This window comes from Vibrio ordalii ATCC 33509 (assembly GCA_000257205.1).
Classification (GTDB): domain Bacteria; phylum Pseudomonadota; class Gammaproteobacteria; order Enterobacterales; family Vibrionaceae; genus Vibrio; species Vibrio ordalii.
In genome coordinates, this window is the sequence record AEZC01000172.1 from 1 (window position 1) to 24,621 (window position 24,621).

The 24,621-nt window shown below is 46.9% G+C and carries 25 protein-coding genes; 15 read left to right on the plus strand and 10 right to left on the minus strand.

Annotation, left to right across the window (positions count from 1 at the left end; genetic code table 11):
• Window positions 1-142: 142 nt before the first annotated feature.
• Window positions 143-691: a gamma carbonic anhydrase family protein gene (locus VOR_RS0111785; protein ID WP_010319905.1), complete on the plus strand. Its 549-nt coding sequence runs from the start codon at window positions 143-145 to the stop codon at window positions 689-691.
• Here the strand turns inward: VOR_RS0111785 and VOR_RS0111790 are convergent, their stop codons facing one another.
• The 4 genes from VOR_RS0111790 to tsaC all read right to left on the minus strand — a co-directional run bounded on the left by VOR_RS0111790 (window position 692) and on the right by tsaC (window position 3,348).
• Window positions 692-958 carry a DUF1488 family protein gene (locus VOR_RS0111790; protein ID WP_010319906.1) on the minus strand — a complete coding sequence of 89 codons (267 nt, stop codon included), beginning with the start codon at window positions 956-958 and terminating at the stop codon, window positions 692-694.
• A gap of 2 nt (window positions 959-960) precedes the next feature.
• Window positions 961-1,791, minus strand: coding sequence for a shikimate dehydrogenase (gene aroE / locus VOR_RS0111795; RefSeq protein WP_010319907.1), 831 nt, complete (start codon window positions 1,789-1,791; stop codon window positions 961-963).
• 64 nt (window positions 1,792-1,855) lie between these two features.
• Window positions 1,856-2,770: an oxygen-dependent coproporphyrinogen oxidase gene (gene hemF, locus VOR_RS0111800; RefSeq protein ID WP_010319908.1), complete on the minus strand. Its 915-nt coding sequence runs from the start codon at window positions 2,768-2,770 to the stop codon at window positions 1,856-1,858.
• Between the two features lie 20 nt (window positions 2,771-2,790).
• Window positions 2,791-3,348, minus strand: a complete 558-nt coding sequence (tsaC, locus tag VOR_RS0111805; protein ID WP_010319909.1) for an L-threonylcarbamoyladenylate synthase type 1 TsaC — start codon at window positions 3,346-3,348, stop codon at window positions 2,791-2,793.
• Between the two features lie 200 nt (window positions 3,349-3,548).
• Here tsaC and purE point away from each other — a divergent pair, with 200 nt between their 5' ends.
• Both purE and VOR_RS0111815 read left to right on the plus strand, forming a co-directional pair.
• Window positions 3,549-4,034, plus strand: a complete 486-nt coding sequence (purE, locus tag VOR_RS0111810) for a 5-(carboxyamino)imidazole ribonucleotide mutase (RefSeq protein ID WP_010319910.1) — start codon at window positions 3,549-3,551, stop codon at window positions 4,032-4,034.
• 4 nt (window positions 4,035-4,038) lie between these two features.
• The gene (locus tag VOR_RS0111815; RefSeq protein WP_010319911.1) at window positions 4,039-5,178 is read left to right on the plus strand and encodes a 5-(carboxyamino)imidazole ribonucleotide synthase; all 1,140 of its coding nucleotides are present in this window, start codon (window positions 4,039-4,041) and stop codon (window positions 5,176-5,178) included.
• A gap of 72 nt (window positions 5,179-5,250) precedes the next feature.
• On the opposite strand, the gene VOR_RS0111820 is transcribed toward VOR_RS0111815, so the two are convergent.
• From VOR_RS0111820 to VOR_RS0111835, 4 genes are read right to left on the minus strand one after another with little or no spacing between them, the layout of a single operon-like run.
• Window positions 5,251-5,823 carry a DNA topoisomerase family protein gene (locus tag VOR_RS0111820; protein ID WP_010319912.1) on the minus strand — a complete coding sequence of 191 codons (573 nt, stop codon included), beginning with the start codon at window positions 5,821-5,823 and terminating at the stop codon, window positions 5,251-5,253.
• A 27-nt stretch (window positions 5,824-5,850) separates the two neighbouring features.
• Entirely contained in the window at window positions 5,851-6,327 is a 477-nt protein-coding gene (locus VOR_RS0111825; protein ID WP_033197449.1) for a DUF494 family protein, read from the minus strand.
• A 2-nt stretch (window positions 6,328-6,329) separates the two neighbouring features.
• Window positions 6,330-7,439 carry a DNA-processing protein DprA gene (dprA, locus tag VOR_RS0111830; protein ID WP_010319914.1) on the minus strand — a complete coding sequence of 370 codons (1,110 nt, stop codon included), beginning with the start codon at window positions 7,437-7,439 and terminating at the stop codon, window positions 6,330-6,332.
• Window positions 7,439-8,572: a LysM peptidoglycan-binding domain-containing protein gene (locus tag VOR_RS0111835; protein WP_010319915.1), complete on the minus strand. Its 1,134-nt coding sequence runs from the start codon at window positions 8,570-8,572 to the stop codon at window positions 7,439-7,441. The genes dprA and VOR_RS0111835 overlap by 1 nt, the downstream gene beginning before the upstream one ends.
• Window positions 8,573-8,712: 140 nt before the next feature.
• On the opposite strand from VOR_RS0111835, the gene def reads away from it, so the two are divergent.
• From def to VOR_RS0111860, 5 genes are all read left to right on the plus strand, one after another.
• Window positions 8,713-9,222: a peptide deformylase gene (gene def / locus VOR_RS0111840; protein WP_010319916.1), complete on the plus strand. Its 510-nt coding sequence runs from the start codon at window positions 8,713-8,715 to the stop codon at window positions 9,220-9,222.
• A 16-nt stretch (window positions 9,223-9,238) separates the two neighbouring features.
• Window positions 9,239-10,186, plus strand: a complete 948-nt coding sequence (gene fmt / locus VOR_RS0111845) for a methionyl-tRNA formyltransferase (protein ID WP_010319917.1) — start codon at window positions 9,239-9,241, stop codon at window positions 10,184-10,186.
• 59 nt (window positions 10,187-10,245) lie between these two features.
• Window positions 10,246-11,526, plus strand: coding sequence for a 16S rRNA (cytosine(967)-C(5))-methyltransferase RsmB (rsmB, locus tag VOR_RS0111850; RefSeq protein ID WP_010319918.1), 1,281 nt, complete (start codon window positions 10,246-10,248; stop codon window positions 11,524-11,526).
• A 76-nt stretch (window positions 11,527-11,602) separates the two neighbouring features.
• On the plus strand, window positions 11,603-12,979 hold the full coding sequence (gene trkA / locus VOR_RS0111855; RefSeq protein WP_010319919.1) for a Trk system potassium transporter TrkA: 1,377 nt from the start codon (window positions 11,603-11,605) through the stop codon (window positions 12,977-12,979).
• Window positions 12,980-12,991: 12 nt separating this feature from the next.
• Window positions 12,992-14,437: a TrkH family potassium uptake protein gene (locus VOR_RS0111860; RefSeq protein WP_010319920.1), complete on the plus strand. Its 1,446-nt coding sequence runs from the start codon at window positions 12,992-12,994 to the stop codon at window positions 14,435-14,437.
• An 81-nt stretch (window positions 14,438-14,518) separates the two neighbouring features.
• Here VOR_RS0111860 and trhA read toward each other — a convergent pair whose 3' ends face one another.
• Window positions 14,519-15,178: a PAQR family membrane homeostasis protein TrhA gene (trhA, locus tag VOR_RS0111865; RefSeq protein ID WP_010319921.1), complete on the minus strand. Its 660-nt coding sequence runs from the start codon at window positions 15,176-15,178 to the stop codon at window positions 14,519-14,521.
• Window positions 15,179-15,887: 709 nt separating this feature from the next.
• On the opposite strand from trhA, the gene VOR_RS0111875 reads away from it, so the two are divergent.
• From VOR_RS0111875 to VOR_RS0111895, 5 genes are all read left to right on the plus strand, one after another.
• On the plus strand, window positions 15,888-16,154 hold the full coding sequence (locus tag VOR_RS0111875; RefSeq protein ID WP_010319923.1) for a YihD family protein: 267 nt from the start codon (window positions 15,888-15,890) through the stop codon (window positions 16,152-16,154).
• Window positions 16,155-16,407: 253 nt separating this feature from the next.
• Window positions 16,408-17,826: a cytochrome c oxidase accessory protein CcoG gene (gene ccoG, locus VOR_RS0111880; RefSeq protein WP_010319924.1), complete on the plus strand. Its 1,419-nt coding sequence runs from the start codon at window positions 16,408-16,410 to the stop codon at window positions 17,824-17,826.
• Window positions 17,827-17,872: 46 nt separating this feature from the next.
• Entirely contained in the window at window positions 17,873-18,859 is a 987-nt protein-coding gene (locus tag VOR_RS0111885) for a serine/threonine protein kinase (RefSeq protein ID WP_010319925.1), read from the plus strand.
• A gap of 30 nt (window positions 18,860-18,889) precedes the next feature.
• Window positions 18,890-19,489 carry a thiol:disulfide interchange protein DsbA/DsbL gene (locus VOR_RS0111890; RefSeq protein WP_010319926.1) on the plus strand — a complete coding sequence of 200 codons (600 nt, stop codon included), beginning with the start codon at window positions 18,890-18,892 and terminating at the stop codon, window positions 19,487-19,489.
• Between the two features lie 234 nt (window positions 19,490-19,723).
• On the plus strand, window positions 19,724-20,683 hold the full coding sequence (locus tag VOR_RS0111895) for a DUF2860 domain-containing protein (RefSeq protein ID WP_010319927.1): 960 nt from the start codon (window positions 19,724-19,726) through the stop codon (window positions 20,681-20,683).
• Window positions 20,684-20,688: 5 nt separating this feature from the next.
• Here VOR_RS0111895 and VOR_RS0111900 read toward each other — a convergent pair whose 3' ends face one another.
• The gene (locus VOR_RS0111900; protein WP_010319928.1) at window positions 20,689-22,212 is read right to left on the minus strand and encodes a YifB family Mg chelatase-like AAA ATPase; all 1,524 of its coding nucleotides are present in this window, start codon (window positions 22,210-22,212) and stop codon (window positions 20,689-20,691) included.
• 477 nt (window positions 22,213-22,689) lie between these two features.
• Between VOR_RS0111900 and ilvG the strand changes: the two genes are divergently transcribed.
• Together ilvG and ilvM are read left to right on the plus strand one after the other, a co-directional pair.
• On the plus strand, window positions 22,690-24,336 hold the full coding sequence (gene ilvG / locus VOR_RS0111905; protein WP_010319929.1) for an acetolactate synthase 2 catalytic subunit: 1,647 nt from the start codon (window positions 22,690-22,692) through the stop codon (window positions 24,334-24,336).
• Window positions 24,336-24,620 carry an acetolactate synthase 2 small subunit gene (gene ilvM / locus VOR_RS0111910; RefSeq protein ID WP_010319930.1) on the plus strand — a complete coding sequence of 95 codons (285 nt, stop codon included), beginning with the start codon at window positions 24,336-24,338 and terminating at the stop codon, window positions 24,618-24,620. The genes ilvG and ilvM overlap by 1 nt, the downstream gene beginning before the upstream one ends.
• The last annotated feature ends 1 nt before the right edge of the window (window position 24,621 follow it).

Genomic DNA, 24,621 nt, shown 5'->3' on the forward strand with positions numbered 1-24,621 from the left:
AGATCGCCGTCACGTTGGCAACCTCTTTTTGCTGTTTTTTTTGATTTTCTGTTCGTTGGGATAATTTTTATTCAAAAAGAGTTGTTTTGACGCTATTTCTGTTTAATTTATCTTATGGCATCAGTTATTAAAGGAGACGAGCATGTCATCAATTCGTAGTTATAAAGGAATATCCCCACAAATCGGACAGCGCGTCTATATAGATAGTAGCTCGGTGTTGGTTGGCGATATTGTTTTAGGCGATGATTCCAGCATATGGCCATTGGTTGCAGCCAGAGGCGATGTAAACCATATTCACATTGGCCAACGTAGCAACATTCAAGATGGCAGCGTACTGCACGTGACTCATAAAAACACCGAAAACCCGGATGGTTTTCCACTTATCATTGGCGATGACGTCACAATTGGCCATAAAGTGATGCTGCATGGTTGCGTAATCCATGATCGAGTCTTAATTGGCATGGGAGCAATTGTGCTCGATGGTGTAGTCATTGAATCGGAGGTGATGGTTGGAGCTGGCAGTTTAGTGCCACCAAACAAGGTATTGGTTAGCGGCTATCTTTATGTAGGCTCCCCAGTGAAACAGATCCGCCCGCTAACAGATAAAGAGCGAGCTTTTTTGCTTAAATCTTCCGACAACTATGTGCAGAACAAAAATGACTATCTTACGAGTGTCAAAGAAAGCCATTAACTAAGCTTTAATCTCTATTTGTCCATCTAAATTGAACGCTTCATCTTCAATCAAGCTTTCAGCAAGCTCTTCAAGGTCAAATCGCCATTGTTCAAAAACTTGAATAGCTTGCTCACCGTTAGTAATCATTTCACCAGACAGATGGCTCAGTACTGATTTGTGTACCGTACACTCGAGCAGCGCTCCCGCGTGTTGAGCAGGAAAAAGTACGCTTTGGCTTGCCGAGTGCCACGTTTGTCGGTCAGGAAATAAAATCGCTTGATTCATGATTAGCCTTCTAGATTTTTTCTCAGTTCTCTCAATATTTGTCGAGAACCCGGCCTGAGTCCGCGCCATAGCATAAAGCTCTCCGCAGCTTGCCCAACCAACATCCCCAAACCATCATAAGCATGAGCGCAATGATGACTTAATGCCCACTGATTGAATGTTGTTAATCCTTTGCCATACATCATGTCATAGGCCACACTGCTCTTACTGAAGATCGTCGGAGCGATATTTGGCAATTCACCATCCAAGCTGGCCGAGGTCGAGTTAATGATGAGGTCAAAATGTTGATTAATCTCTTCCAACGCGATTGCTTTTACCGCGCCAAAGGGGCTAAAAAGCGTGGCGAGCAGCTCGGCTTTTGCAAAGGTGCGGTTGGTAATCACGATACTTGCAGGGTGCTGATCGAGTAAGGGCTTAATCACGCCGCGTGCCGCGCCGCCAGCACCAATCACTAAAATAGAAGCATCTCGTAGTGGCACTTGGTACTGAAGCAGATCTTGAACCAGCCCTTCTCCATCGGTGTTATCACCGATAATTTCGCCATCATCTAATTTTTTCAGTGTATTGACCGCGCCTGCAAGTTGAGCTCGCTCGGTTAATCGATCCGCAAACTGATACGCTTCTTCTTTAAAAGGCACGGTAATGTTGCACCCTCGGCCACCGGAGGCAAAAAAGGTTTCAGCCGCTTGTTTAAAGCCATCTAGAGCCGCGAGTTGAGCGGTATAGTGCATTTCCTGACTGGTTTGCCGCGCAAAAAGTGTGTGGATCATCGGCGACTTACTGTGTCCAATCGGATTACCAAATACTGCATATTGATCAATGTGCTGAGCCATATCCTTACCTCTCGATAATTAACAGGGCCACCTCGGCGCCCCTATCATTGAAAATGTACCGCGGTCACCACTCCCTCGGCAGCAAGAAGGTGTTTAATTTCGCTTCTGCGCTGCCCTCTTCCGCTTGATAACGATATTGCCAACGAGCTAATGGCGGCATCGACATTAAAATCGATTCCGTTCGACCGCCACTTTGCAAACCAAACAATGTGCCGCGATCATACACTAAGTTGAACTCTACATAGCGACCACGGCGATAAAGTTGAAACTGGCGCTCTCTGTCACCGTACTCCATCGCTTGACGACGTTCAACAATCGGCAAATACGCAGCGGTGTATCCTTTACCGACAGCTTGCATATAAGCAAAACAGCGCTCAAATCCCCAAGCGTTTAAATCATCGAAAAATAGGCCACCAATACCGCGCGTTTCATTACGATGAGGGAGGAAGAAATACTCATCGCACCACGATTTATGTTCGGCATACACTTTTTCACCAAAAGGAACACACAGTGCTTTCGCTGTGGCATGCCATGATTGAGCATCTTCTTCAAACGGATAGAAAGGCGTTAAGTCAAATCCTCCGCCAAACCACCAGATAGGATCTTCGCCTTCTTTTTCAGCAATGAAGAAACGAACATTGGCGTGAGAAGTCGGAACATAGGGATTGTTTGGATGCATCACCAAAGAAACCCCCATCGCTTCAAAATGACGTCCAGCTAATTCAGGGCGATGCGCGGTTGCTGAAGCGGGCATTTGCTGCCCTTGCACATGCGAGAAATTCACGCCGCCTTGTTCAAAAACACGGCCTTCTTTCATCACTCGAGTTCGCCCACCGCCCCCCAAACGCTCACTCGGTTCGCGATGCCATGCATCTTCTTCAAACAGTGCTTGGCCATCCGCTTGTTCAAGTTGCTGGCAAATGGAGTCTTGCAGCTCAAGCAAAAATTGTTTGACGGCTTGCTTATCAATGGTTGGCATCGCTTACTTCCTTAGCAGGGTTAACCCTGTCTTAATACTTGTGAGGTTTTCGCGTCACGAATTTCACTGGGCTTATTTCGACCACCGGTTTGACCATCTAAAATCGCAACCAGTTGCTCACCCAATTGCGATTCAACTTCTTCCGTTGTCAGGCAAGGTGCAAGACCACTTAAATTCGCACTGGTCGAGGTTAATGGTTTTCCAAACGCATTGCATAGCTTTTGCACTAAAGGATGATCTGTTACACGTACGGCTATCGAATCAAATTGTCCACTCACCCAAGTAGAGACTTTATCACTGGTCGGCATTATCCATGTCACAGGGCCAGGCCAAGTGGCATGTACTCGTGCGATCTGCTCTGATGTCAACTGGCTCTCATCAATATAAGGAAGCAATTGTTCGTAAGAGGCCGCAATTAAAATCAACCCCTTTTCCACAGGACGCTGCTTGAGCGCTAAGAGCTTCTGAATGGCTTGCGGGTTATCTGGGTCACACCCAACCCCAAACACGCCTTCCGTTGGGTAGGCAATTACTTCACCGTCACGTAGAGCCTGCAAAGTGTGTTCAAAGTTATTCACAAAAACTGTCCATCGGTTTCTTTAATACAGTGCGGCTAAGTGTACAAACTTCGTTGAAAACTGGCTAAAGCTATTTGTTTATAAAATGTATCAATTGCACAATTAAGCTGACGCAAACGTTTTCCTAAGGAAAAAATACTCGTATAATGCGCGCAAATTATCCCGCTCACCCCATTTTTAGAAGTATTAAGGAGTTTGAGATGAAAGTCGGAATTATCATGGGTTCAAAATCCGATTGGCCCACAATGAAGCTAGCTGCTGACATGTTGGATCAATTTGGTGTGGCATACGAAACCAAAGTTGTCTCTGCTCACCGCACACCTCAACTTCTTGCCGATTACGCCACCAGCGCAAGAGAACGCGGCCTTAAAGTCATCATAGCTGGCGCAGGCGGAGCCGCACACCTGCCGGGCATGACGGCAGCGTTTACTAGCTTGCCGGTACTTGGCGTTCCCGTTCAGTCAAAAGCACTCAAAGGGATGGACTCTTTACTCTCGATTGTGCAAATGCCAAAAGGGATTGCGGTGGGCACCTTAGCTATTGGAGAAGCAGGCGCGGCCAATGCTGGGCTGCTTGCCGCGCAAATCATCGGCACCAGTGATGAGGCCGTCATGGCAAAAGTGGAAGCATTTCGTTTAGCACAAACTGAAGCGGTGTTGAGCCACCCTAACCCTGCAGAGGATTGATACTATGCATGTTTTAGTCTTGGGCGCTGGGCAACTGGCACGCATGATGGCGCTGGCTGGCGCTCCTCTGAACATTCAAATCTCCGCTTTTGATGTGGGCAGCGGTAACATCGTCCATCCTTTGACATTACACATCACTGGTCACGGTTTAAACAATGCGATCAAACAAGCGGATGTCATTACCGCTGAATTTGAGCATATTCCCCATGAAATCCTCACTGTTTGTGAGCAAAGTGGTAAGTTTCTTCCTAGTGTCGAAGCCATTAAAGCCGGAGGCGATCGCCGTCTTGAAAAAGCGCTACTCGATGAAGCCAACGCAAAAAATGCCCAATACTTTGTGATTAATACTCGTGAAGATTTAGATGCCGCGATAACTAACATCGGCCTGCCTATGGTTCTAAAAAGTGCACTGGGTGGCTATGACGGAAAGGGTCAATGGCGTTTAAAAGAAGCTTCACAAGCAGAGCTCATTTGGCCAGAAATGGAAGCCTGCATCCAAGCCACTCCGACTCAAGCGATAGTGGCAGAGCAGTTTGTTCCCTTTGATCGTGAAGTCTCGTTAGTCGGCGCGCGTGCCAAAGATGGCAGCATCGCGGTTTACCCGCTGGCAGAAAATGTGCACATTAACGGTGTACTGAGTTTATCAACAGCGATAGATGACCCAGCCTTGCAAGAACAAGCACTGTCGATGTTTGCCTCGGTTGCCGCTCGTCTCAATTATGTCGGTGTGCTAGCGCTCGAGTTTTTTGATGTGCAGGGAACATTGTTGGTGAATGAAATTGCACCACGAGTCCATAACTCTGGTCACTGGACACAGCAAGGCGCAGAAACCTGCCAATTTGAGAATCACCTTCGCGCAGTATGTGGCTTACCTTTAGGCAGCACGAAGTTACTTCGCCCAACCGCGATGATTAATATTTTGGGTGAGGACAATTTACCAGAAGCCGTGATGACGATTGAAGGCTGCCACATTCATTGGTATGGCAAAGAGAAACGTGCTGGGCGCAAAATGGGCCATATTAATGTCAGTGCAGATTACAACGCGCAGTTGCAACGAACGCTCTGTTGCTTGGCTGAAGTGCTTGATGCGACAACGTATCCAGCCTTGCACCATTTTGTTCAAGCGCTCAAGCCGACTCTCTAAAACAAACCTAATTGACGATAAATACGGATAAAAAATGGCACGTTCAATGTGCCATTTTCATATGCCGTCGCTTTACTCTGTGGCGGATTGAATATGACCACATTTTCGATCAGCACATTGCAGCTTGATACCACTGGCGAGTTTTTTCTCTATCAATAATCCAAACCCACATTTTTCGCATTTACCGGCAACAGGTTGCTGATTGAGGGCAAACTTGCATTTAGGGTAATTATCGCAAGCATTAAAAGTTTTACCATGGCGCGTTTTTCGCTCCACTAAATGGCCTTTCAAACATTCAGGACAAAGCTGTTTTGACTGAGGGACATTGTCTGCAGGGGAATCTGTATCTTGGATATGGTGGCAATGCGGATAATGGCTACACCCGATAAACATGCCATAACGACCTTGGCGTAACACTAATTCATGGCCACACTCTGGGCATGGCACACCCAACTCCTTAACGATATGACCATCATTTTGCTGCAGCGGCTTAATATAGTCACAATTGGGATAATGGTTACAGCCTAAAAACAGCCCATGCTTACCCTGACGAAGCTGTAATTGGCCACCACATTGCGGACAAGGCTCATGCTGCAGCGCTTGTCCATGCGCAGAAAAAAGGGGGGACTCAGTTTTACGACTCATAATGCTCAACTAAACGAACGGCTGCAATCAATGCAAAATACCTTGATCTTTGGTGTATAGCAGCTCTTCCATAAGCGTGTAAGCATTTTCATTTCCCGTAACATTAAATAGCACCATCAAAATGATCCACTTCAAGTCATCCAATTCAAATTCATTGGTTTCTAAGCCCATCACTCGATCAATCACCATTTCACGAATTTCAGGGGTTAATACTTTCACTTGTTCAAGGAACAATAAAAAACCTCGGCTTTCAAGATCCAGCCTGTCCATCTCTTGTGCTGTGAACATCCGCATTGAAGTCGCCGCACTGGTTGCCATCGCTGAATGAGCATCGCTTTGTTGCAATGCTGCAAGCTCTTCTAACCAATTCAAGGCCTTATAGATATCTTTCTGGTGAAAACCGGCTCGAAGTAATTCATCTTCAAGCTCATCTTGATCGACTTGCAAATCTACATCGCTATGGACGTAGGTTTCAAATAGATACATCAATATATCCATCATCATAGCTAACCCTTCCCTTTACGAATATAGCCGCCAGAAACGGCAACAACATGACCTGAAAGCTCAAGCTCTAAAAGCTGCATCATGACTTCATGGACAGGTGTATCGGTCCTGCTCGCAAGAATATCAACAGGCGTAGCCTCTACTCCTACGTTAGCTAACAGTTCAGCAAATGGCAATTGCTGATCGCTCTGTACAGAAAATAAATCAGGTTGAGGCTGCTTTTGGCGCAATGACCAGTCTACTAAGGTGCCGATTTCAGATAATACTTGTTCACTGTTTTGCACCAAGCACGCCCCACAACGAATAAGTTGATTACTACCGTGGCAATTTGGGTTGGCAATTGAGCCCGGAATAACAAACACATCTCGCCCTTGCTCAGCCGCATAGCGAGCCGTGATCAACGAGCCACTTTTCTCCGCCGCTTCCACCACTAAAACACCAACCTCTAACCCGCTGATAATGCGATTGCGCCGCGGAAAGTTATCTGGCCTTGGTTTGGCTTTGGGACGAAATTCCGAGACTAATGCTCCGCTTTCCATCACCCGTTGCGCTAATTTTTTATGTCGCGCTGGGTAAATAGATTCAAGGCCAGAACCGAGCACGGCTATCGTCTCACCACCCGCTTGCAACGCACCGTCATGAGCATGTCCATCAATACCTAATGCCAAACCACTGGTGACAAGCAAGCCCTGTTGCACAAATTCTCGCGCAAACTGATGAGCAACTCGTTGGCCATCAGGGCTCGCATTACGACTGCCGACGATCGCCATTTGCGGATCAGAGAGTGCTGTTATTCGTCCTTTGACAAATAAAACCGGAGGTGCGGTAGCAATTTCTTTTAGTAAAGAAGGGTAACCATCGCAAAATGGAGTAAGGATGTGATGAGACTCATTAGCTTGCTGCCAACTTAGGCATTCTTCAACTTCTTGAGGGGCCGTCTCGCGCAGATAGCGGATTTGCTCTTGAACTAGACCCAGCGCAGCTAACTCCCGCTCGGAATAGTCAATTAAATGAGCAAGAGAAGCGACGCTAGCAAGGCGAGAAAGTTTCTTGCCACCCAATTTTGGCACAAAGCTGAATGCTAGCCACGCCGCTAATTCGTTCTGCTCCATCAGCTTGCGGTATCATCCTTAACCACCGAGTCCGTATCGGCTTGTTCATTTGGCTCGATTGTTAGCTCTGGTTTGAGCGGCGAAACCGCGATTACACTTTTACCAATCGGCACGCGGCTATCGGTAATCAAAGCCAAACTAAAATGTTCATAAGGTCGAATGACCATCAAACTGCCCACCAAGCTGCTTGGTAATTGCAGGGTTTCATCAAGGTTATGTTGGTGCTGTCCTTTCTTTCCAGACACTTTAGAACCGGCTTGAATCAAATCAAACATCGTCCCTTGACGCAGTTGATCTGCAAGGCCTTTATCGATCACAACTACCTGATTCTGCGCCGAATACTCACTACCCTCCAACGATCCTAGGATATGCGTTTCAGCTTGTAGTAGCGATGGCGATGGGAAAAAAGTGGTTGAAAGCGTTAAGGTTTCGACGCCCACTTCAGGTAGGGCAATATCATTGACTCTTATCTCTTGTTGCTGTGCGGTGATGGTTAGCCCGCTAAAAGCCTCATCGGCGGAGACCAATTCACCAGTAGCAATCAAACGCAAAGCCGCCATGGTTTTATTTTTCGCGGCGGCATCATGACGAGAAAACTCAGCGATTTCACGATAAATGCCCCATTTGGGATGAGTCTGTTGCTCGCTTATGTAGAGCGTATCTTGCGCCGTCAGATATTGCTTACCGTCGCTGGCACCGAGCACACGCTGGCTCTCTTGTAATGCTTGCTTATCCAGTAAGCGATCCGTATGCAGATACGGCAACACTAATCCCTCTTGCACCGTCGGAACCGCTTTTTTCTCAAGCACGCGCACTTTCGGACTCAACTTGATCACAGGCTTTAAACTCAGCACTGGCTGTCCGTTACGCCAGACTAAGGTCAGCTTATCTCCGGGATAAATCAAATGCGGATTATCGATCTCTGGGTTAATTTGCCATAAACGTGGCCACAACCATGGGTTATCAAGATAGAGCGCAGAAATATCCCACAAGGTATCTCCTTTGACGACCGTGTATGTCTGCGGGGCATTTGCTTTGACGGTGAGGAGCGCCGTGTCTTGCGCCGCCGAAGCATTAACGACCAGTGACAACGGTAAAAAAGCACACACTAAATAACGAAGAAATCGTGACATGACCTCTGTTCCTTGGCCGAAATAAGTAAGGATGAATCAGATTATTAACATTTCGATGCTGTCATTTGGGTCATAAAATGTCTAGAATTGAGCCAACAAGCTTTAAGCTGTTTCGGCACAGTTCAATATTTAGAGTGTATATGTCTGTATTACAAGTATTAACATTCCCAGATGATCGTCTTCGTACCGTGGCAAAACCGGTAGAGAAAGTGACACCTGAGATCCAAAAAATCGTCGATGACATGATTGAAACTATGTACGACGAGGACGGTATCGGCCTTGCCGCAACGCAAGTCGATATTCACCAACGCATCGTTGTGATCGATATTTCAGAGAATCGCGACCAGCCAATGGTTCTGATTAACCCTGAAATTTTAGAGAAACGCGGTGAAGATGGCATTGAAGAAGGCTGTCTGTCGGTCCCGGGCTCACGCGCCCTTGTTCCTCGCGCAGCAGAAATCACAGTCAAAGCGTTAGATCGTAATGGCAACGAATTCTCATTTGAAGCGGATGACCTTTTAGCTATTTGTGTTCAACACGAGCTTGATCACTTACAAGGCAAATTGTTTGTGGATTACCTTTCGCCATTAAAGCGTAAGCGTATTAGAGATAAGCTAGAAAAAATCAAACGCTATAACGAAAAAAACTAACTTAAGTGAGGTTACCTTGAGCCAATCATTACGCATTGTGTTTGCAGGTACTCCGGACTTCTCCGCCCGTCATTTGGCGGCGTTGTTGTCTTCGGAGCATGAGGTTATCGCGGTGTACACTAAGCCCGATAGCCCGGCAGGACGCGGTAAAAAACTGACCGCCAGTCCAGTGAAACAGATGGCCGTTGAGCACAATATTGCTGTGTATCAACCAGAGAACTTTAAGAGCGACGAAGCCAAGCAAGCGCTCGCCGATCTCAACGCAGATTTAATGGTAGTGGTCGCCTACGGATTACTGCTACCTAAGGCCGTACTTGATATGCCAAGGCTTGGCTGTATTAACGTACACGGTTCCATTCTGCCACGTTGGCGTGGTGCCGCACCGATCCAACGCTCGATCTGGGCGGGAGACAGCGAAACGGGTGTAACCATCATGCAAATGGATGTCGGCCTAGATACGGGCGATATGCTCAAAATTACTAAGCTGCCGATTGAAGCAACAGACACCAGCGCTTCTATGTATGACAAACTGGCCGAGTTAGGTCCACAAGCGTTGGTAGAATGCATCGCCGATATCGCCAGTGGCAAAGCGATTGCCACTCAACAAGATGATACATTGGCCAACTACGCACAAAAACTTAGCAAAGAAGAAGCCAAAATCGATTGGTCAGCGGATGCTGCTTTTATTGAACGCTGCGTGCGTGCTTTTAATCCATGGCCAATGAGCCATTTTGATGTGGCTGAGAACAGCATTAAAGTGTGGCAAAGTCGCGTTGAAGCACAAACCAGCGACCACCCTGCAGGCACGATTGTTCAAGCCGATAAATCGGGTATTTATGTGGCAACCGGCAACGGCTTACTGGTGCTTGAGCAGTTGCAGGTACCGGGCAAAAAAGCGATGTCAGTGCAAGACATTCTCAATTCGCGCGCAAGCTGGTTTGAAGTCGGCACACAACTTAGCTAAACCTTAACGAGGGCAGAGATGCCCTCATTGATTTTCATTTATTTAAAGTCGGTACTTCTATGAATGTTCGCGCAGCTGCGGCTAACGTGTTGTTTCAAGTGGTTGATAAAGGCCACTCACTTTCTCACGCACTTCCTGCGGCGCAAAAAACCATCCGCCCAAGAGACCACGCTCTGTTGCAAGAGATCTGTTATGGGGCTTTGCGTTATTTGCCTCGTTTGGAATCAATTGCCAATGAGCTAATGGACAACCCACTGAAAGGGAAAAAGCGGGTTTTTCACCATCTTATTTTAGTTGGCATCTACCAGTTGAGTTTTATGCGCATTCCCGCTCACGCCGCAGTAGCCGAGACGGTTGAAGGCACCAAAACATTGCGCGGTGAAAATTTAGGTGGGCTCATCAACGCCGTATTGCGCAACTACTTGCGCGATCAAGAAGCACTGGACGCTATCGCCGTTAGCCACAACGCAGGCAAATATGGCCACCCAAGTTGGCTACTTAAACTGTTACAACAAGCGTACCCAGAACAGTGGGAAACGGTTGTGCAAGCCAACAACCAAAAAGCGCCAATGTGGTTACGCGTCAACCGTCAGCACCACACTCGTGATGAATATCTTGCACTACTAGCTAGCGAAAATATCGAGTGCAGCGTGCACTCTCACGCCGCCGACGCAATAAAACTCGCTGTACCTTGCGATGTAACGCTTTTACCCGGTTTTGATCGTGGTTGGGTATCGGTGCAAGATGCCGCTGCGCAGCTAGCGATTGACTACCTTCAACCTAAAGCAGGCGAGCTGATTTTAGATTGCTGCGCCGCCCCAGGGGGTAAAACCGCGCACATCCTGGAGCACACACATGATACTGAAGTGGTTGCGATTGACAGCGATGCAACCCGCCTTGAACGCGTCTATGACAACTTGGAACGCCTGCAACTTCGCGCTGATGTGATCTGCGGTGATGCTCGTTATCCTGAAGAGTGGTGGCATGGCGAACAGTTTGACCGAATTTTATTAGATGCACCTTGCTCTGCCACTGGGGTTATTCGCCGTCATCCAGACATCAAATGGCTACGTCGTGGTAGCGATATTGAGGCATTGGCTCAATTACAAAGCGAAATACTGGACGCAATGTGGAAGCAATTAAAAGTCGGTGGCACTATGGTTTACGCAACCTGCTCAGTCACTCCACAAGAAAACAGCTTGCAGGTCAAAGCCTTCTTAGAACGAACTCATAACGCTCAATTAGTGGGTTCCGATCGTGAGCAGCCGGGGCGTCAGATACTCCCCGGAGAAGAAGATATGGACGGTTTTTACTACGCAGTATTAACCAAACAAGCGTAAATTCGACGCACATTGGCAGCATTATTGCTGCCTTTTCAGTGGCCGATATTCGGCAGGTAGCAAAAGAGAACAGAGTATGAAAATCATTATTCTTGGTGCAGGTCAGGTCGGTGGCACACTGGCAGAAAACTTGGTCGGCGAGAACAATGACATCACCATTGTCGACAAAAATAGTGATCGCTTGCGCGAGCTGCAAGACAAGTACGATTTGCGGGTGATTAATGGTCATGCCAGCCACCCTGATGTACTGCGTGAAGCGGGCGCACAGGACGCAGACATGCTGGTTGCGGTCACCAATACCGACGAAACCAACATGGCAGCATGTCAGGTGGCATTCTCTTTGTTTAATACGCCCAATCGAATTGCGCGTATTCGTTCTCCTGAATATCTGCTTGAAAAAGAGACGTTGTTTCAGTCAGGTGCAATCCCGGTGGATCACCTCATTGCCCCTGAAGAGCTAGTGACGAGCTATATTGAACGGTTGATCCAATACCCTGGCGCACTGCAAGTGGTGAGTTTTGCCGAAGAAAAAGTAAGTCTAGTGGCCGTGAAAGCCTACTACGGCGGGCCACTGGTTGGTAATGCCATCTCTGCGCTACGTGAACACATGCCACACATTGATACCCGCGTCGCAGCCATTTTCCGCCAAGGTCGGCCAATTCGCCCGCAAGGCACCACCATTATTGAAGCTGACGATGAAGTGTTCTTCGTGGCAGCCAGTAATCATATTCGCTCGGTCATGAGTGAGCTACAGCGGCTGGAAAAAACCTATCGCCGTATCATGATTGTTGGCGGGGGTAACATTGGGGCAAGCTTAGCCAAACGTTTAGAGCACAACTACAGCGTTAAACTGATTGAGCGTAATTACCCACGTGCAGAGCAGTTATCGGAAGAGTTAGAAAACACCATTGTATTTTGTGGTGATGCTGCGGACCAAGAGCTGCTAGCCGAAGAGAACATCGACCAAGTCGATGTATTTATTGTGCTGACTAACGAAGATGAAACCAACATCATGTCGGCCATGCTCGCTAAACGTATGGGCGCGAAAAAAGTGATGGTACTTATCCAGCGTGGCGCATATGTCGACCTCGTACAAGGCGGCGTGATTGATGTCGCGATTTCACCCCAACAAGCCACCATTTCCGCACTACTGACTCACGTACGTCGTGCTGATATCGTCAACGTCTCTTCGCTACGCCGTGGCGCGGCTGAAGCGATTGAGGCAATTGCACATGGCGATCAAAACACCTCTAAAGTGGTCGGACGCGCAGTGGGTGATATTAAACTACCACCAGGCACAACCATTGGCGCGATTGTGCGCGGCGAAGAGGTGTTAATCGCCCATGACCGCACCATTATCGAGCAAGATGATCACGTGGTGATGTTCTTAGTGGATAAAAAGTACGTGACCGATGTAGAAACCTTGTTCCAACCTAGCCCATTCTTCCTATAGGTCACTGGCGTCATGCTGAATTTACGCCCCATTTCATTCGTTATAGGACTCGTGCTGTCTAAGCTTGCCCTATTTATGTATGTACCGACACTGGTGGCTTTTTTTACCGGTACCGGTGGCTTCCTTGATTTTGCTCAAGCGGTCATCATCACTCATATTGTCGCCTTTATCTGCTTAAGCTTAGGGCGTACCGCGCACTTTAAGCTCAGCGTGCGCGATATGTTTCTCATCACCAGTTTAGTGTGGACGGTTGCCAGTGCTTTCGCGGCGCTCCCTTTCGTCTTTATCAACCACATCAGCTTTACCGACGCCTACTTTGAAACCATGTCAGGGCTAACAACTACAGGTTCAACGGTACTCAGTGGCCTGGATAATATGCCGCCCAGCATCTTGTTATGGCGTTCTATCCTGCAATGGCTTGGTGGGGTTGGGTTTATCGTAATGGCGGTAGCGGTATTACCAATGCTTAATGTGGGTGGGATGAAATTGTTCCAAACCGAATCATCTGATTGGTCCGATAAAAGTAGCCCACGCGCCAAAACTGTCGCGAAAAATATTGTGCTGGTCTATTTGGTGCTGACCTTACTGTGCTTGATTGGCTATATCCTCACTGGTATGACGTTTTTTGAAGCAATCAACCACTCGTTCACCACCTTATCAACTGGCGGATATTCCACCTCCGATGGTTCGATGAACCACTTTTCAAATGGTGCGCATTGGGTAGCAACGCTGTTTATGTTTTTGGGGGGCTTGCCCTTTCTACTGTTTGTCGCCGCAGCACGTAAACAAAATATCAAAGTGATCATAAAAGACGCACAAGTTCGCGGATTTGCTTATCTTTTCTTAATTGCCAGTCTCATCATTGCATTGTGGCTGAATCTCAAACTAGGCTACCACTGGCTGGATGCCCTGCGAGTGGCGATGTTTAATATCGTTTCAGTGGTCACCACCACAGGTTACGGTTTAGAAGATTTTACCGCTTGGGGCGCACTGCCAAGTACACTGTTCATCTTCTTAATGGCAGCTGGAGCCTGCTCCGGCTCAACCTCTGGCGGGATTAAAGTATTCCGCTTCCAAATTGCGATGACGCTGCTCAATAAACAAATTATGAAGTTGGTTCATCCCTCGGGCATTTTTGTACAGCGCTATAATAATCGTCCGGTTAATGATGATATTGTTCGCTCTGTTGTGGCTTTTGGTTTGACCTTTTTCATCACTGTCATAGCTATAGCCGGCACGCTCAGTGCAATGGGCCTTGACCCTGTCACCAGCATTTCAGGTTCCATCACCGCAGTGGCCAACGTTGGTCCTGGAATGGGCTCGGTGATTGGCCCAACGGGTAATTTCGCACCACTGCCTGACGCAGCAAAGTGGGTTCTGAGCTTAGGAATGTTGATGGGGCGTTTAGAAATTTTGACGATTATCGTTCTGTTTTTTCCTGCATTTTGGCGACGTTAAATGAATATACAACTGGTTATGATGATGCTGGTCGCTATCTATCACCACCAGCTAGGCGAACATCGAACGCATTGAGATGCGTTAAGCGCTTACAGGGTGAACAAAAAGATAAACCGCAAAAAAGTGACAAGCACTGCCACCTAGCACGAATAAATGCCAAATCGCATGGTTATAGGGAATGCGTTTCGCTACATAAAAAGTTACCCCGAGCGAATAGATCAAACCACCAACGGCGAGTAGCACCAAACCACCGACCTCAATATTGAGAGCCAGTTGGTAGATCACAACCAAGGATAACCACCCCATCGCCAGATAAGTGACTAGTGAGAACTTTTTAAAACGGTAGACAAAGGCAATTTTCATGATGATGCCGAGCAGCGCCAACAACCAAATCACCACCATAAGCCCTATCGCCAAAGGTGTGCGAAGGCTAACCAACAAAAAGGGTGTGTAACTTCCGGCAATCAGTAGATAAATGGCACAGTGATCAAACGTTTTTAACCAGCGCTTGGCTTTCGGTGTCGCAACGGAGTGATAGAGCGTTGAAGCAAGGAATAACGCTATCATGCTGCCACCATAGAGACTCATGCTGATATAAGTCAATGCATCGGCCTGCGCACTTGTTGCCTTGATCAGCAGCAAGACTAAACCGACAAAACTAAGCAATAACCCCAAACCATGACTCAGTGCATTCGCCCGTTCTTCACCAGCACTATAGCCGTCATTGTCAACAGCAGACATAAACACCATACCAAAAGCAATAAAATGTGGGCTTAGTATTGCACACCTCAGCTTACAGTTGTAAGCCTAAATACAAATTTCGTAACGAAACGGGTATCAAGGAGAGCGATAAATCGCGAGTTTTTTGTAAACGACATAGGTACCTCCTATTTAACAAAACGCGATGTAATGCCGATCAGATGACAAACTCAATCAAGTATCACACTCAATTTTAGGCTTTATTTGCTGTAATATTCATTTCAATAATCGTTCAACTATCGATCAATTCAAAACTTGGTGCTAATCTAACTACGATATGAAAGCATATCGTTATTCCTGAATCATTATTTGGATTGGCGAGAGCCAGAAGAGCCTCCCTTCAATTATGAAGCTCAACTCATGGTGATTCAGGCCATTAGATTGGCAATGGATGTGCCTGACCGTTAGGTTAATGAATGCGCCCAACAGCTGTCAGGTTTTCGCACACAAACCGTAGTGCAATGCGTCGTCGTAGTGGTTTTGCTGCTGCTCCGACCGCAAAAAAAGTCGCTCCAGCAATGACTTTAGTTGAAAAAAATGCCCTTACTGCATCGAGCACAACTAATGTTGTTCAGGCAGCATAATTAAAAAGCGCAGCTAAACCCTGCGCTTTTTCTTTGCACCCAATTGGACTTCAATCCGCAATTTGATACCTTTACTCAAAATACTTATAAAAATTGGGGAAAAGAGAATGCAATGCCATCGAATTGAAGAGCTAATTGAACTACTTGCGCCTGAATGGCAAAAAGATCAGCAGCTCAACTTAATACAATTCATCACCAAACTGGCTCAAGAGGCGGGTTATAAAGGGCCATTAGAAGCGCTTACAGATGATGTATTGATCTACCATCTAAAAATGCGCAACAGCGCTAAAGATGAAATGATTCCGGGCCTGAAGAAAGATCAGGAAGATGATTTTAAAACGGCCATTTTACGCGCGCGCGGCATTATCAAATAGTATCCTTTATCGAGACTTAAGCGACCTTCTAGGTCGCTTTTTTATTATTCACGGCAAAGATTAGGAGTTGAGGCTTTATTGTTAAAGGTTGATAGTGTTAAAGAAATAAAATTGTTATTGACGTTATACTGGTTGCTTAACCAATATTTAGATAACAATGATTTCTCTTTTAAACACTAAAAAGAGAAAACAGCAATGTCTCAGAGTGTGAACCAATAGAAATCACACCTTACAGCCCAAAAAGGATCATTTCATGAGTCAGGACAAAATCGATATAAAGGATGTGACTCCTAAAATATTCAACCCCAAAACTCACAAAGGCAACGGTGACCGTTTTAACCCCAGCAACCGTATTTATGTGCGCGAAAGTCAAGGTACTTATCAACAACTCCGCCGTTATGGCGGCTGGTTTTTATTACTGCTTTTTACTTTGGTACCGTGGATCTCTTATGGTGATCGTCAAGCAATTTTGCTCGATATCGGCCACCAGCAATTTAACTTTTTCGGCACCACACTTTATCCACAAGACCTCACTCTACTTGCCCTGTTATTTATGATTGCGGCATTCGGCCTGTTTTTTATTACCACCTTTCTTGGCCGTGTCTGGTGTGGCTATCTTTGCCCGCAAACCGTATGGACATTTATCTACATTTGGTTTGAAGAAAAACTCGAAGGCGCCGCCAATAAACGCCGCAAGCAGGACTCAGTAAAACTCACAGCCAATCTTGCGATAAGAAAAGCCATCAAACACATTGCTTGGCTGGCGATTGCACTCGGTACTGGTTTTACTTTTGTCGGCTATTTCGTCCCGGTACGCGAACTCGTGGTGAATTTTTTCACACTCGATGAAAGCTTCTGGCCCGTCTTCTGGGTACTCTTTTTCACCCTTTGTACTTACGGCAATGCAGGCTGGATGCGATCAATTGTCTGCATCCATATGTGCCCTTATGCGCGTTTTCAGTCTGCGATGTTTGATAAAGATACCTTTATCGTCGGCTATGACAGCAAACGCGGTGAAACTCGCGGGCCACGTGCACGTAAAGCCGATCACAAAGCACTCGGTTTAGGTGACTGCATTGATTGTGATTTGTGCGTACAAGTGTGTCCGACTGGCATCGATATTCGTGATGGCTTGCAGTACGAATGCATTAACTGCGGCGCTTGTATTGATGCGTGCGATACCACGATGGAACGTATGGGCTATGAAAAAGGGCTCATCAGCTATACCACGGAGCACCGCCTCTCCGGTCACCACACTAAAATATTGCGCCCCAAATTACTTGGCTATGGCGCTGTGCTACTAATGATGTGTGGCCTTTTTGTGGCACAAGTGGCCAGTGTTGATCCGGTCGGCTTGAGTGTATTGCGTGATAGAAACCAGCTATTTAAAACCAACAGCAATGGTGAAATTGAGAACACTTACACCTTGAAAGTCATCAATAAAACTCAGCAAACGCAAGAGTATAAGCTTGACATGAAAGGACTATCGGACGTCTCTTGGTATGGTAAACAGACCATCCAAGTTAAACCAGGAGAGGTATTGAACCTACCAACCAGCCTTGGCGTCGCTCCTGACAAACTCAGCTCTCCTGTAGCGACGATTCAGTTTATACTCACGGACAGTAACCAATTCACGATAGAAGTTGAGAGCCGGTTTATTAATAAACTCTAACTTCGTAACGAATGGAAAAGGGCTCAGTAATGGGCCCTTTTTAATCATGACCAAAGCTTCTTTCCATTTTGATGCACTCACCCCTGATACCATGTGGTATGCCTTAGAAAGCATCGGCATTCGTGCTGAATCAGGATTTCTGGCACTCAACAGTTATGAAAACCGCGTTTATCAATTCATCGATGAAGAGCGCCAACGTTATGTGGTGAAATTCTATCGACCTCAGCGCTGGAGTGTTGAGCAAATTCAAGAGGAGCACGATTTCACACGCGAGCTGTACGCGGCGGAAATTCCGATTGCTGAACCATTACTCATCAACGGGGCAACCTTACATAACTATCAGGGCTATCATTTCGCGCTGTTTACCAGTGTGGGGGGGCGGCAGTTTGAAGTGGACAATATGGACCAATTAGAAGGCGTGGGCCGATTTCTTGGACGCATTCATCACATCAGTGCCACTCGAACTTTTGTTCATCGCCCGACCATCAGCTTAGATGAGTATCTTTATCAACCCAAACAGCTATTGGAAAATGCGTCCTTCATACCTCAGCACTTGCAAAATACCTTTTTCAGTGACTTATCGTTATTGATCAACAAAATTGAACAGCAATGGCCAGCAAAATCCTCGGCCATCCGCTTGCATGGTGATTGCCATCCAGGCAATATTTTGTGGCGAGATGGGCCCATGTTTGTCGATTTAGACGATGCTCGCAATGGACCTGCAGTGCAGGATTTGTGGATGCTACTCAATGGCGAATTGCAAGATAAGCGAATGCAGTTGGACATTATCTTAGAGTCGTATCAAGAGTTTCACGATTTTAATCCAGCCGAATTGAAACTAATTGAACCATTACGCGGTCTACGAATGGTGCATTATATGGCATGGTTAGCCAAACGATGGCAGGACCCTGCTTTTCCACTCGCCTTCCCTTGGTTTAATGACCCTAAATATTGGGAAAGCCAAGTGCTTGCGTTTAAAGAACAAATAGCAGCATTAGACGAGCCTACGCTCTCACTAATGCCACAATGGTAAGTCACCTTGAAGCAATAAATGGAGTACACAATGAAGAAGCTGTTTGCACTGGTTGCAACCTTACTGCTGAGCTTATCGGCTCATGCGGCCCAATTTAAAGAAGGTGAGCATTATAAAGTGCTTGATCTTGAACCCTCTAAAAATCCAACCGTGACGGAGTTTTTCTCCTTTTACTGCCCACACTGCAATACCTTTGAGCCGATCATCGCCCAACTGAAAAAGCAGCTCCCACAAGGGGTGACTCTGCAGAAAAACCATGTTTCTTTTATAGGTGGCTCTATGGGTAAATCAATGAGTAAAGCTTACGCCACCATGCTTGCCCTCAAAGTTGAAGACAAAATGGTGCCCGTGATGTTTAACCGCATTCACACGATGCGTAAACCACCAAGAGATGATGCGGATCTACGCCAAATCTTCCTAGACGAAGGCATTGATGCGGCAAAATTTGATGCCGCTTTTAATGGTTTTGCCGTCGATTCAATGGTGCGCCGCTTTGACAAACAGTTCCAAGAAAGCGGTCTTTCAGGTGTCCCTGCTGTCATGGTTAACAATCATTATTTGGTGCAGGGACAAGGTGTTAAATCGACCAATGAATACTTCGAACTGGTCAATTACCTACTGACCAAGTAATCATTCAAAAATGAGGAGTAAAAGCTCCTCATTTTTTTACTCAATCAAGTTCAACCTTGCAGCGCTTTCTCATACAACCAATATTGAAACACAAGCCATCGCAGCACAAAACTGTGTATGCCTAAGACAAGGCTCACCCTTCATTCATAAAACGGTCAGATTAGTTTTATCGTGTCGTCATCCAAGTTTATTCATATACTTAACCACTATTCAATCAAAGTATGGAAACGCCTAATGAATAAATACCTGTCCATGACGCTTGTTAGCGCTCTGGCTTTTCATGTATCTGCCGAACTGGCTCCAGAAACAGGTTTAAGTGGTGAGATTGCCATTAATACTATTTTTGCATCTTCTCAATCTCAATTTGATACGAACGGTGATGAACGTATTACATCACTCGAAACAAAGAGTAGCACGCAGTCAAACTTTGCCGTTGGGCCTTTGGGTAACCTTGCCTACACCTTCGGGGACAAACGTCAACAGCAGGTTTATTTAGGAACCTCACGTGACGATATTGCCGTCGGCACCTTAGCGCTTCAGTTCGGGTATCAATATGAGATGGAGACAGGTACCGTGGTTGATGTGGCTTTTTTGCCGACCGTGATGTCTGGAAAAACCTGGGCCAACCCTTACCAACTCAACAGCCAGCGCCAAGAAACCGATGAGTCAGGAAATGCCTACCGATTAACATTCAATAGTATTCAAGGCAGCCCATGGACAGTCGATGTCGCTTACGCGACCAAAGAGATCGACAACGATCAGTTTCCAAGCCCTGAACTGGCTCGTGATGGTAAAAGTTACTACCTAAAAGGGCAGTACCGTTACTCTCTAAGCCCAACCAGTTTGTTACTACCCTCCATCACTTATATCAACCACCAAGCGGATGGCGACGCCAATACTCATCACTCTTACGCCGCCGATCTCTCCTACTTCACGTTTATCAATCGCCATAAACTGGCACTGACCGCTGGTTATACCAAGCGCGACTATCAAGGTGGAAACTCACTGTTTAATCAGACTGTGCGTAATGACGATGAGCTGAGCCTATTCTTCGCCTACGAATACAGCCAATTTCTGGATTGGGATGATTGGTCATTAATCGCTTTAGCTGGTTATAACCAATCGAGCTCAAACCTCTCGTTTTATGACGAATCGTCTCTCTTTACAGCGCTAGGGTTAAATTACCAATTTTAAGTTCATTACACCGCTTGTGCGGTCAGTTGTTTCAACAAGCGGTCCATCGCTCGATAGCCGAGCGCTTCCGCTAGATGGGGCTTAGCAATCTGCTCGGCCCCTTCTAAATCGGCAATCGTACGCGCCACTTTGATAATGCGATGATAGGCGCGGATGGAGAGCCCTAGGCGGTGCAGTGCATTTTCCAAAAATTCGGCGTCAGCCTTAGTTAAAGGGCAATACTGTTCAATTTCTCGGCTCCCCAACAAAGCGTTAACCTTGCCATTACGAATCACCATCCGTTCACGAGCAATCAGCACTCTTTCTTTAACCACAGCCGTTGCTTCACCTCTTTCGCCGCCATTCGCCAACATCCCTTTGGGAAGCGAGGGGATTTCTATCGACATGTCAAAGCGATCAAGCAGTGGCCCCGATAAGCGTCCCAAATAGCGCAAAATACTCTGCGGGTTGGCTCTGGCTTGCGTGCCTTCGTAATAACCGGTTGGGCTGGGGTTTAACGCCCCCACTAATTGAAAGCGAGCTGGAAAACGCGTTTTGCCTTGCGCTCTTGAAATAATAATTTCACCTGACTCTAATGGCTCACGCAATGAGTCGAGCACTTTTCGTTCAAATTCCGGCATTTCATCAAGAAACAATAACCCATTGTGTGCCAAAGAAATTTCCCCCGGCCTCGGAATAGAACCGCCACCGACCAGCGCCGCCATTGAACTGGAATGATGAGGCGAGCGAAATGGCCTTTGCTTCCAGTTGTGCTGGTTGATGTCTTGTGGAGTCAGAGAAGCAACCGAAGCGGTTTCCATCGCTTCATCCTCATTCATTTCTGGCAATAAATCACACAACCGAGAGGCAAGCATGGTTTTACCCGTTCCGGGTGGACCGAGAAAAAGCAGGTTATGGTTGCCCGCAGCGGCAATTTCTAACGCTCGCTTTCCTTGCTGTTGACCAATGATATCTTGCAGATCGCGAGTATTTTTATCTCGGCACGGCTTAGGTTCGGTTTGAAAAAGAGAGAGGGTTTGTTGACCACACAAATCAGCACACACCTCAAGCAGCGTTTGCGCCGATTTATGCTGATCCTTTGCCACTAACGCGGCTTGATCACCATTACCATGAGGCACCACTAAACAGCGCTTGGCTCGATTCGCAGCTAAAGCAGCAGGTAATACGCCTTTAACAGGACGTAACTCACCAGATAAGGCTAATTCACCAATAAACTCATACCCATCTAACTTCGTTAGCGCTATCTGCTGTGAGGCCGCCAAAATACCCAGCGCGATCGGTAAATCAAATCGACCGCCCTCTTTGGGGAGATCTGCCGGTGCTAGATTGACCGTAATACGCTTGGCGGGAAACTCAAAGCGGGAATTAATGATAGCACTGCGCACGCGATCACGAGACTCTTTGACCGTCGTTTCTGGCAAGCCAACCAACGTAAAACCGGGCATGCCATTGCTAATATGTACTTCAACTGTCACTGTCGGTGCTTGCACGCCAACACTGGCTCGGCTGTGAATAATTGCGAGTCCCATTTCATTCCTTTGTGGTTGTTTAAAAAGCGTTCGTTCCGTTTCTGCGCCTTTATTTGCACACGAGAGATTGTTATATAGCTTGTTGTGATGCTGAAAGAATGTGAAAAAAGAATGAGTTTTTGCTTGTCATTTAACGGAAATGTATGTTAACACTAGAGACGTAAACAATTTCGTAAGATATTACGCCAACCATTTTAAGAATTAAGTGATGAATTTGAACGCTCACATTAACCTACTGCTAAGCCTGATTATCGTGGTCATTATTGATTCCGCGCGGGGGCTAGTTGGCGCAAAATAACCACCAGATTCAAAAAACCCCCGCACTGAAAAGTCCGGGGGTTTTTTTACAACTATTAAACTAAAAAGTTCATACTGGTTGGTGATTATCCAACCCGATATGACAGGAAGAATGGGAACGCACATGAAGTGCAAACACAACATGGTTTACTGTGCCATACACAGTTTGGGAGGGTTACGATGACAGGAGCACAACTGGTTGTAGCCGCATTAAAGCAGCAGGGAATCAAAACCGTTTTTGGTTATCCCGGCGGCGCTATCATGCCAATCTATGATGCATTATACGATGGCGGTGTAGAACACATCCTCTGTCGCCACGAACAAGGTGCCGCCATGGCGGCGATTGGCATGGCGCGCTCGACACAAGATGTCGCGGTGTGCATGGCCACCTCAGGGCCCGGAGCGACCAATTTGGTCACCGGTCTTGCCGATGCATTTCTTGACTCAATCCCCCTCGTCGCCATCACCGGCCAAGTGGCAAGCTCGCACATTGGTACCGATGCTTTTCAAGAGATGGACGTGATTGGTATGTCACTCTCTTGCACCAAACACAGCTACCTCGTTACCGATATCCACGATCTCGCACCCACCCTTGCCGAAGCCTTTGAGGTAGCGAAAGCGGGTCGCCCCGGCCCGGTGATTGTGGATATCGCTAAAGATGTACAACTGGCAAAAACCCCCGTGACTGAGCTACCTGCGTTCACTGCGCCAGCCATGCCAGTTGCCAGCCAAGAGCAGCTTCACGCAGCGCAACAACTGCTTTCACAAAGCTCTCGTCCTGTATTGTATGTTGGCGGTGGCGTTCAACTGGCCAAAGCGACCGATTCCGTACGCGAGTTTTTACGCCTCAATCCGATGCCATCAGTAAGCACCTTAAAAGGCTTGGGTACGATTGAGCGTAATGACCCGCACTATCTTGGCATGCTTGGTATGCACGGGACTAAGGCGGCAAACTTAGTCGTTCAAGAGTGTGATTTGCTGATTGTGGTTGGAGCGCGCTTTGATGACCGAGTAACGGGAAAGCTGGATACTTTTGCACCACACGCCAAAGTGATTCATATCGATATCGATGCGGCCGAGTTTAATAAACTCCGTATCGCCAATGCGTCACTACGTGGTGACATCAATCTCATTCTTCCACAACTGGAACTAACGCGTGATATCGCACCGTGGGTTCACCACAGTGAAAGTTTGCGCAGTGGCTTTAAGTGGCGCTATGACCACCCGGGCGATCTCATTTTTGCGCCATTGTTACTCAAACAACTGTCCGACATGATGCCCGATTCAGCCATCGTCTCAACCGACGTTGGCCAACATCAAATGTGGGCCGCGCAGCACATTCAGCCGCGTGCTCCCCAGAACTTCATCACCTCAGCTGGCCTTGGCACTATGGGCTTTGGGTTGCCCGCCTCAATGGGCGCGGCCGTTGCTCGCCCAGATGATCAATCCATTCTGATTTCTGGTGATGGCTCGTTCATGATGAACGTACAAGAACTTGGTACGCTCAAGCGCCGCCAAATCCCGGTCAAGATGGTACTACTGAACAACCACCGTTTGGGTATGGTGCGCCAATGGCAATCGCTGTTCTTTGATGGCCGCCATAGTGAAACAATTTTGGATGACAACCCAGATTTCGTGATGCTAGCTAAGGCGTTCGATATTCCTGGCAAAACCATCACCAAAAAAGAAGAAGTTGAACCGGCACTTAAAGAAATGCTGGCCAGCAAAACAGCTTATCTGCTTCACGTTTTGATTGATGAAGAAGAAAACGTATGGCCGCTCGTACCACCGGGCGCCTCAAATAGTGATATGTTGGAGAACACCTAATGGATAGATACCTATTAGACATCAAAGCCGATGATAAACCGGTGCTATTAGAGCGTGTTCTGCGCGTGATTCGCCATCGTGGGTTTGTGATAAAACAAGTGGCCGCAACGCAAAACCACGCCAGCAAAGTCGCCAGTGTTGAAATCATTGTTGATAGTGATCGCCCCATCAGCACACTGATCAATCAAATTGAAAAATTATGGGATATTCGCAGTGTCGATGTCACCCCAATAAAAAATAACGAACTACCGAATAACAATTTACAACAAAAGATTTGTGCATAAG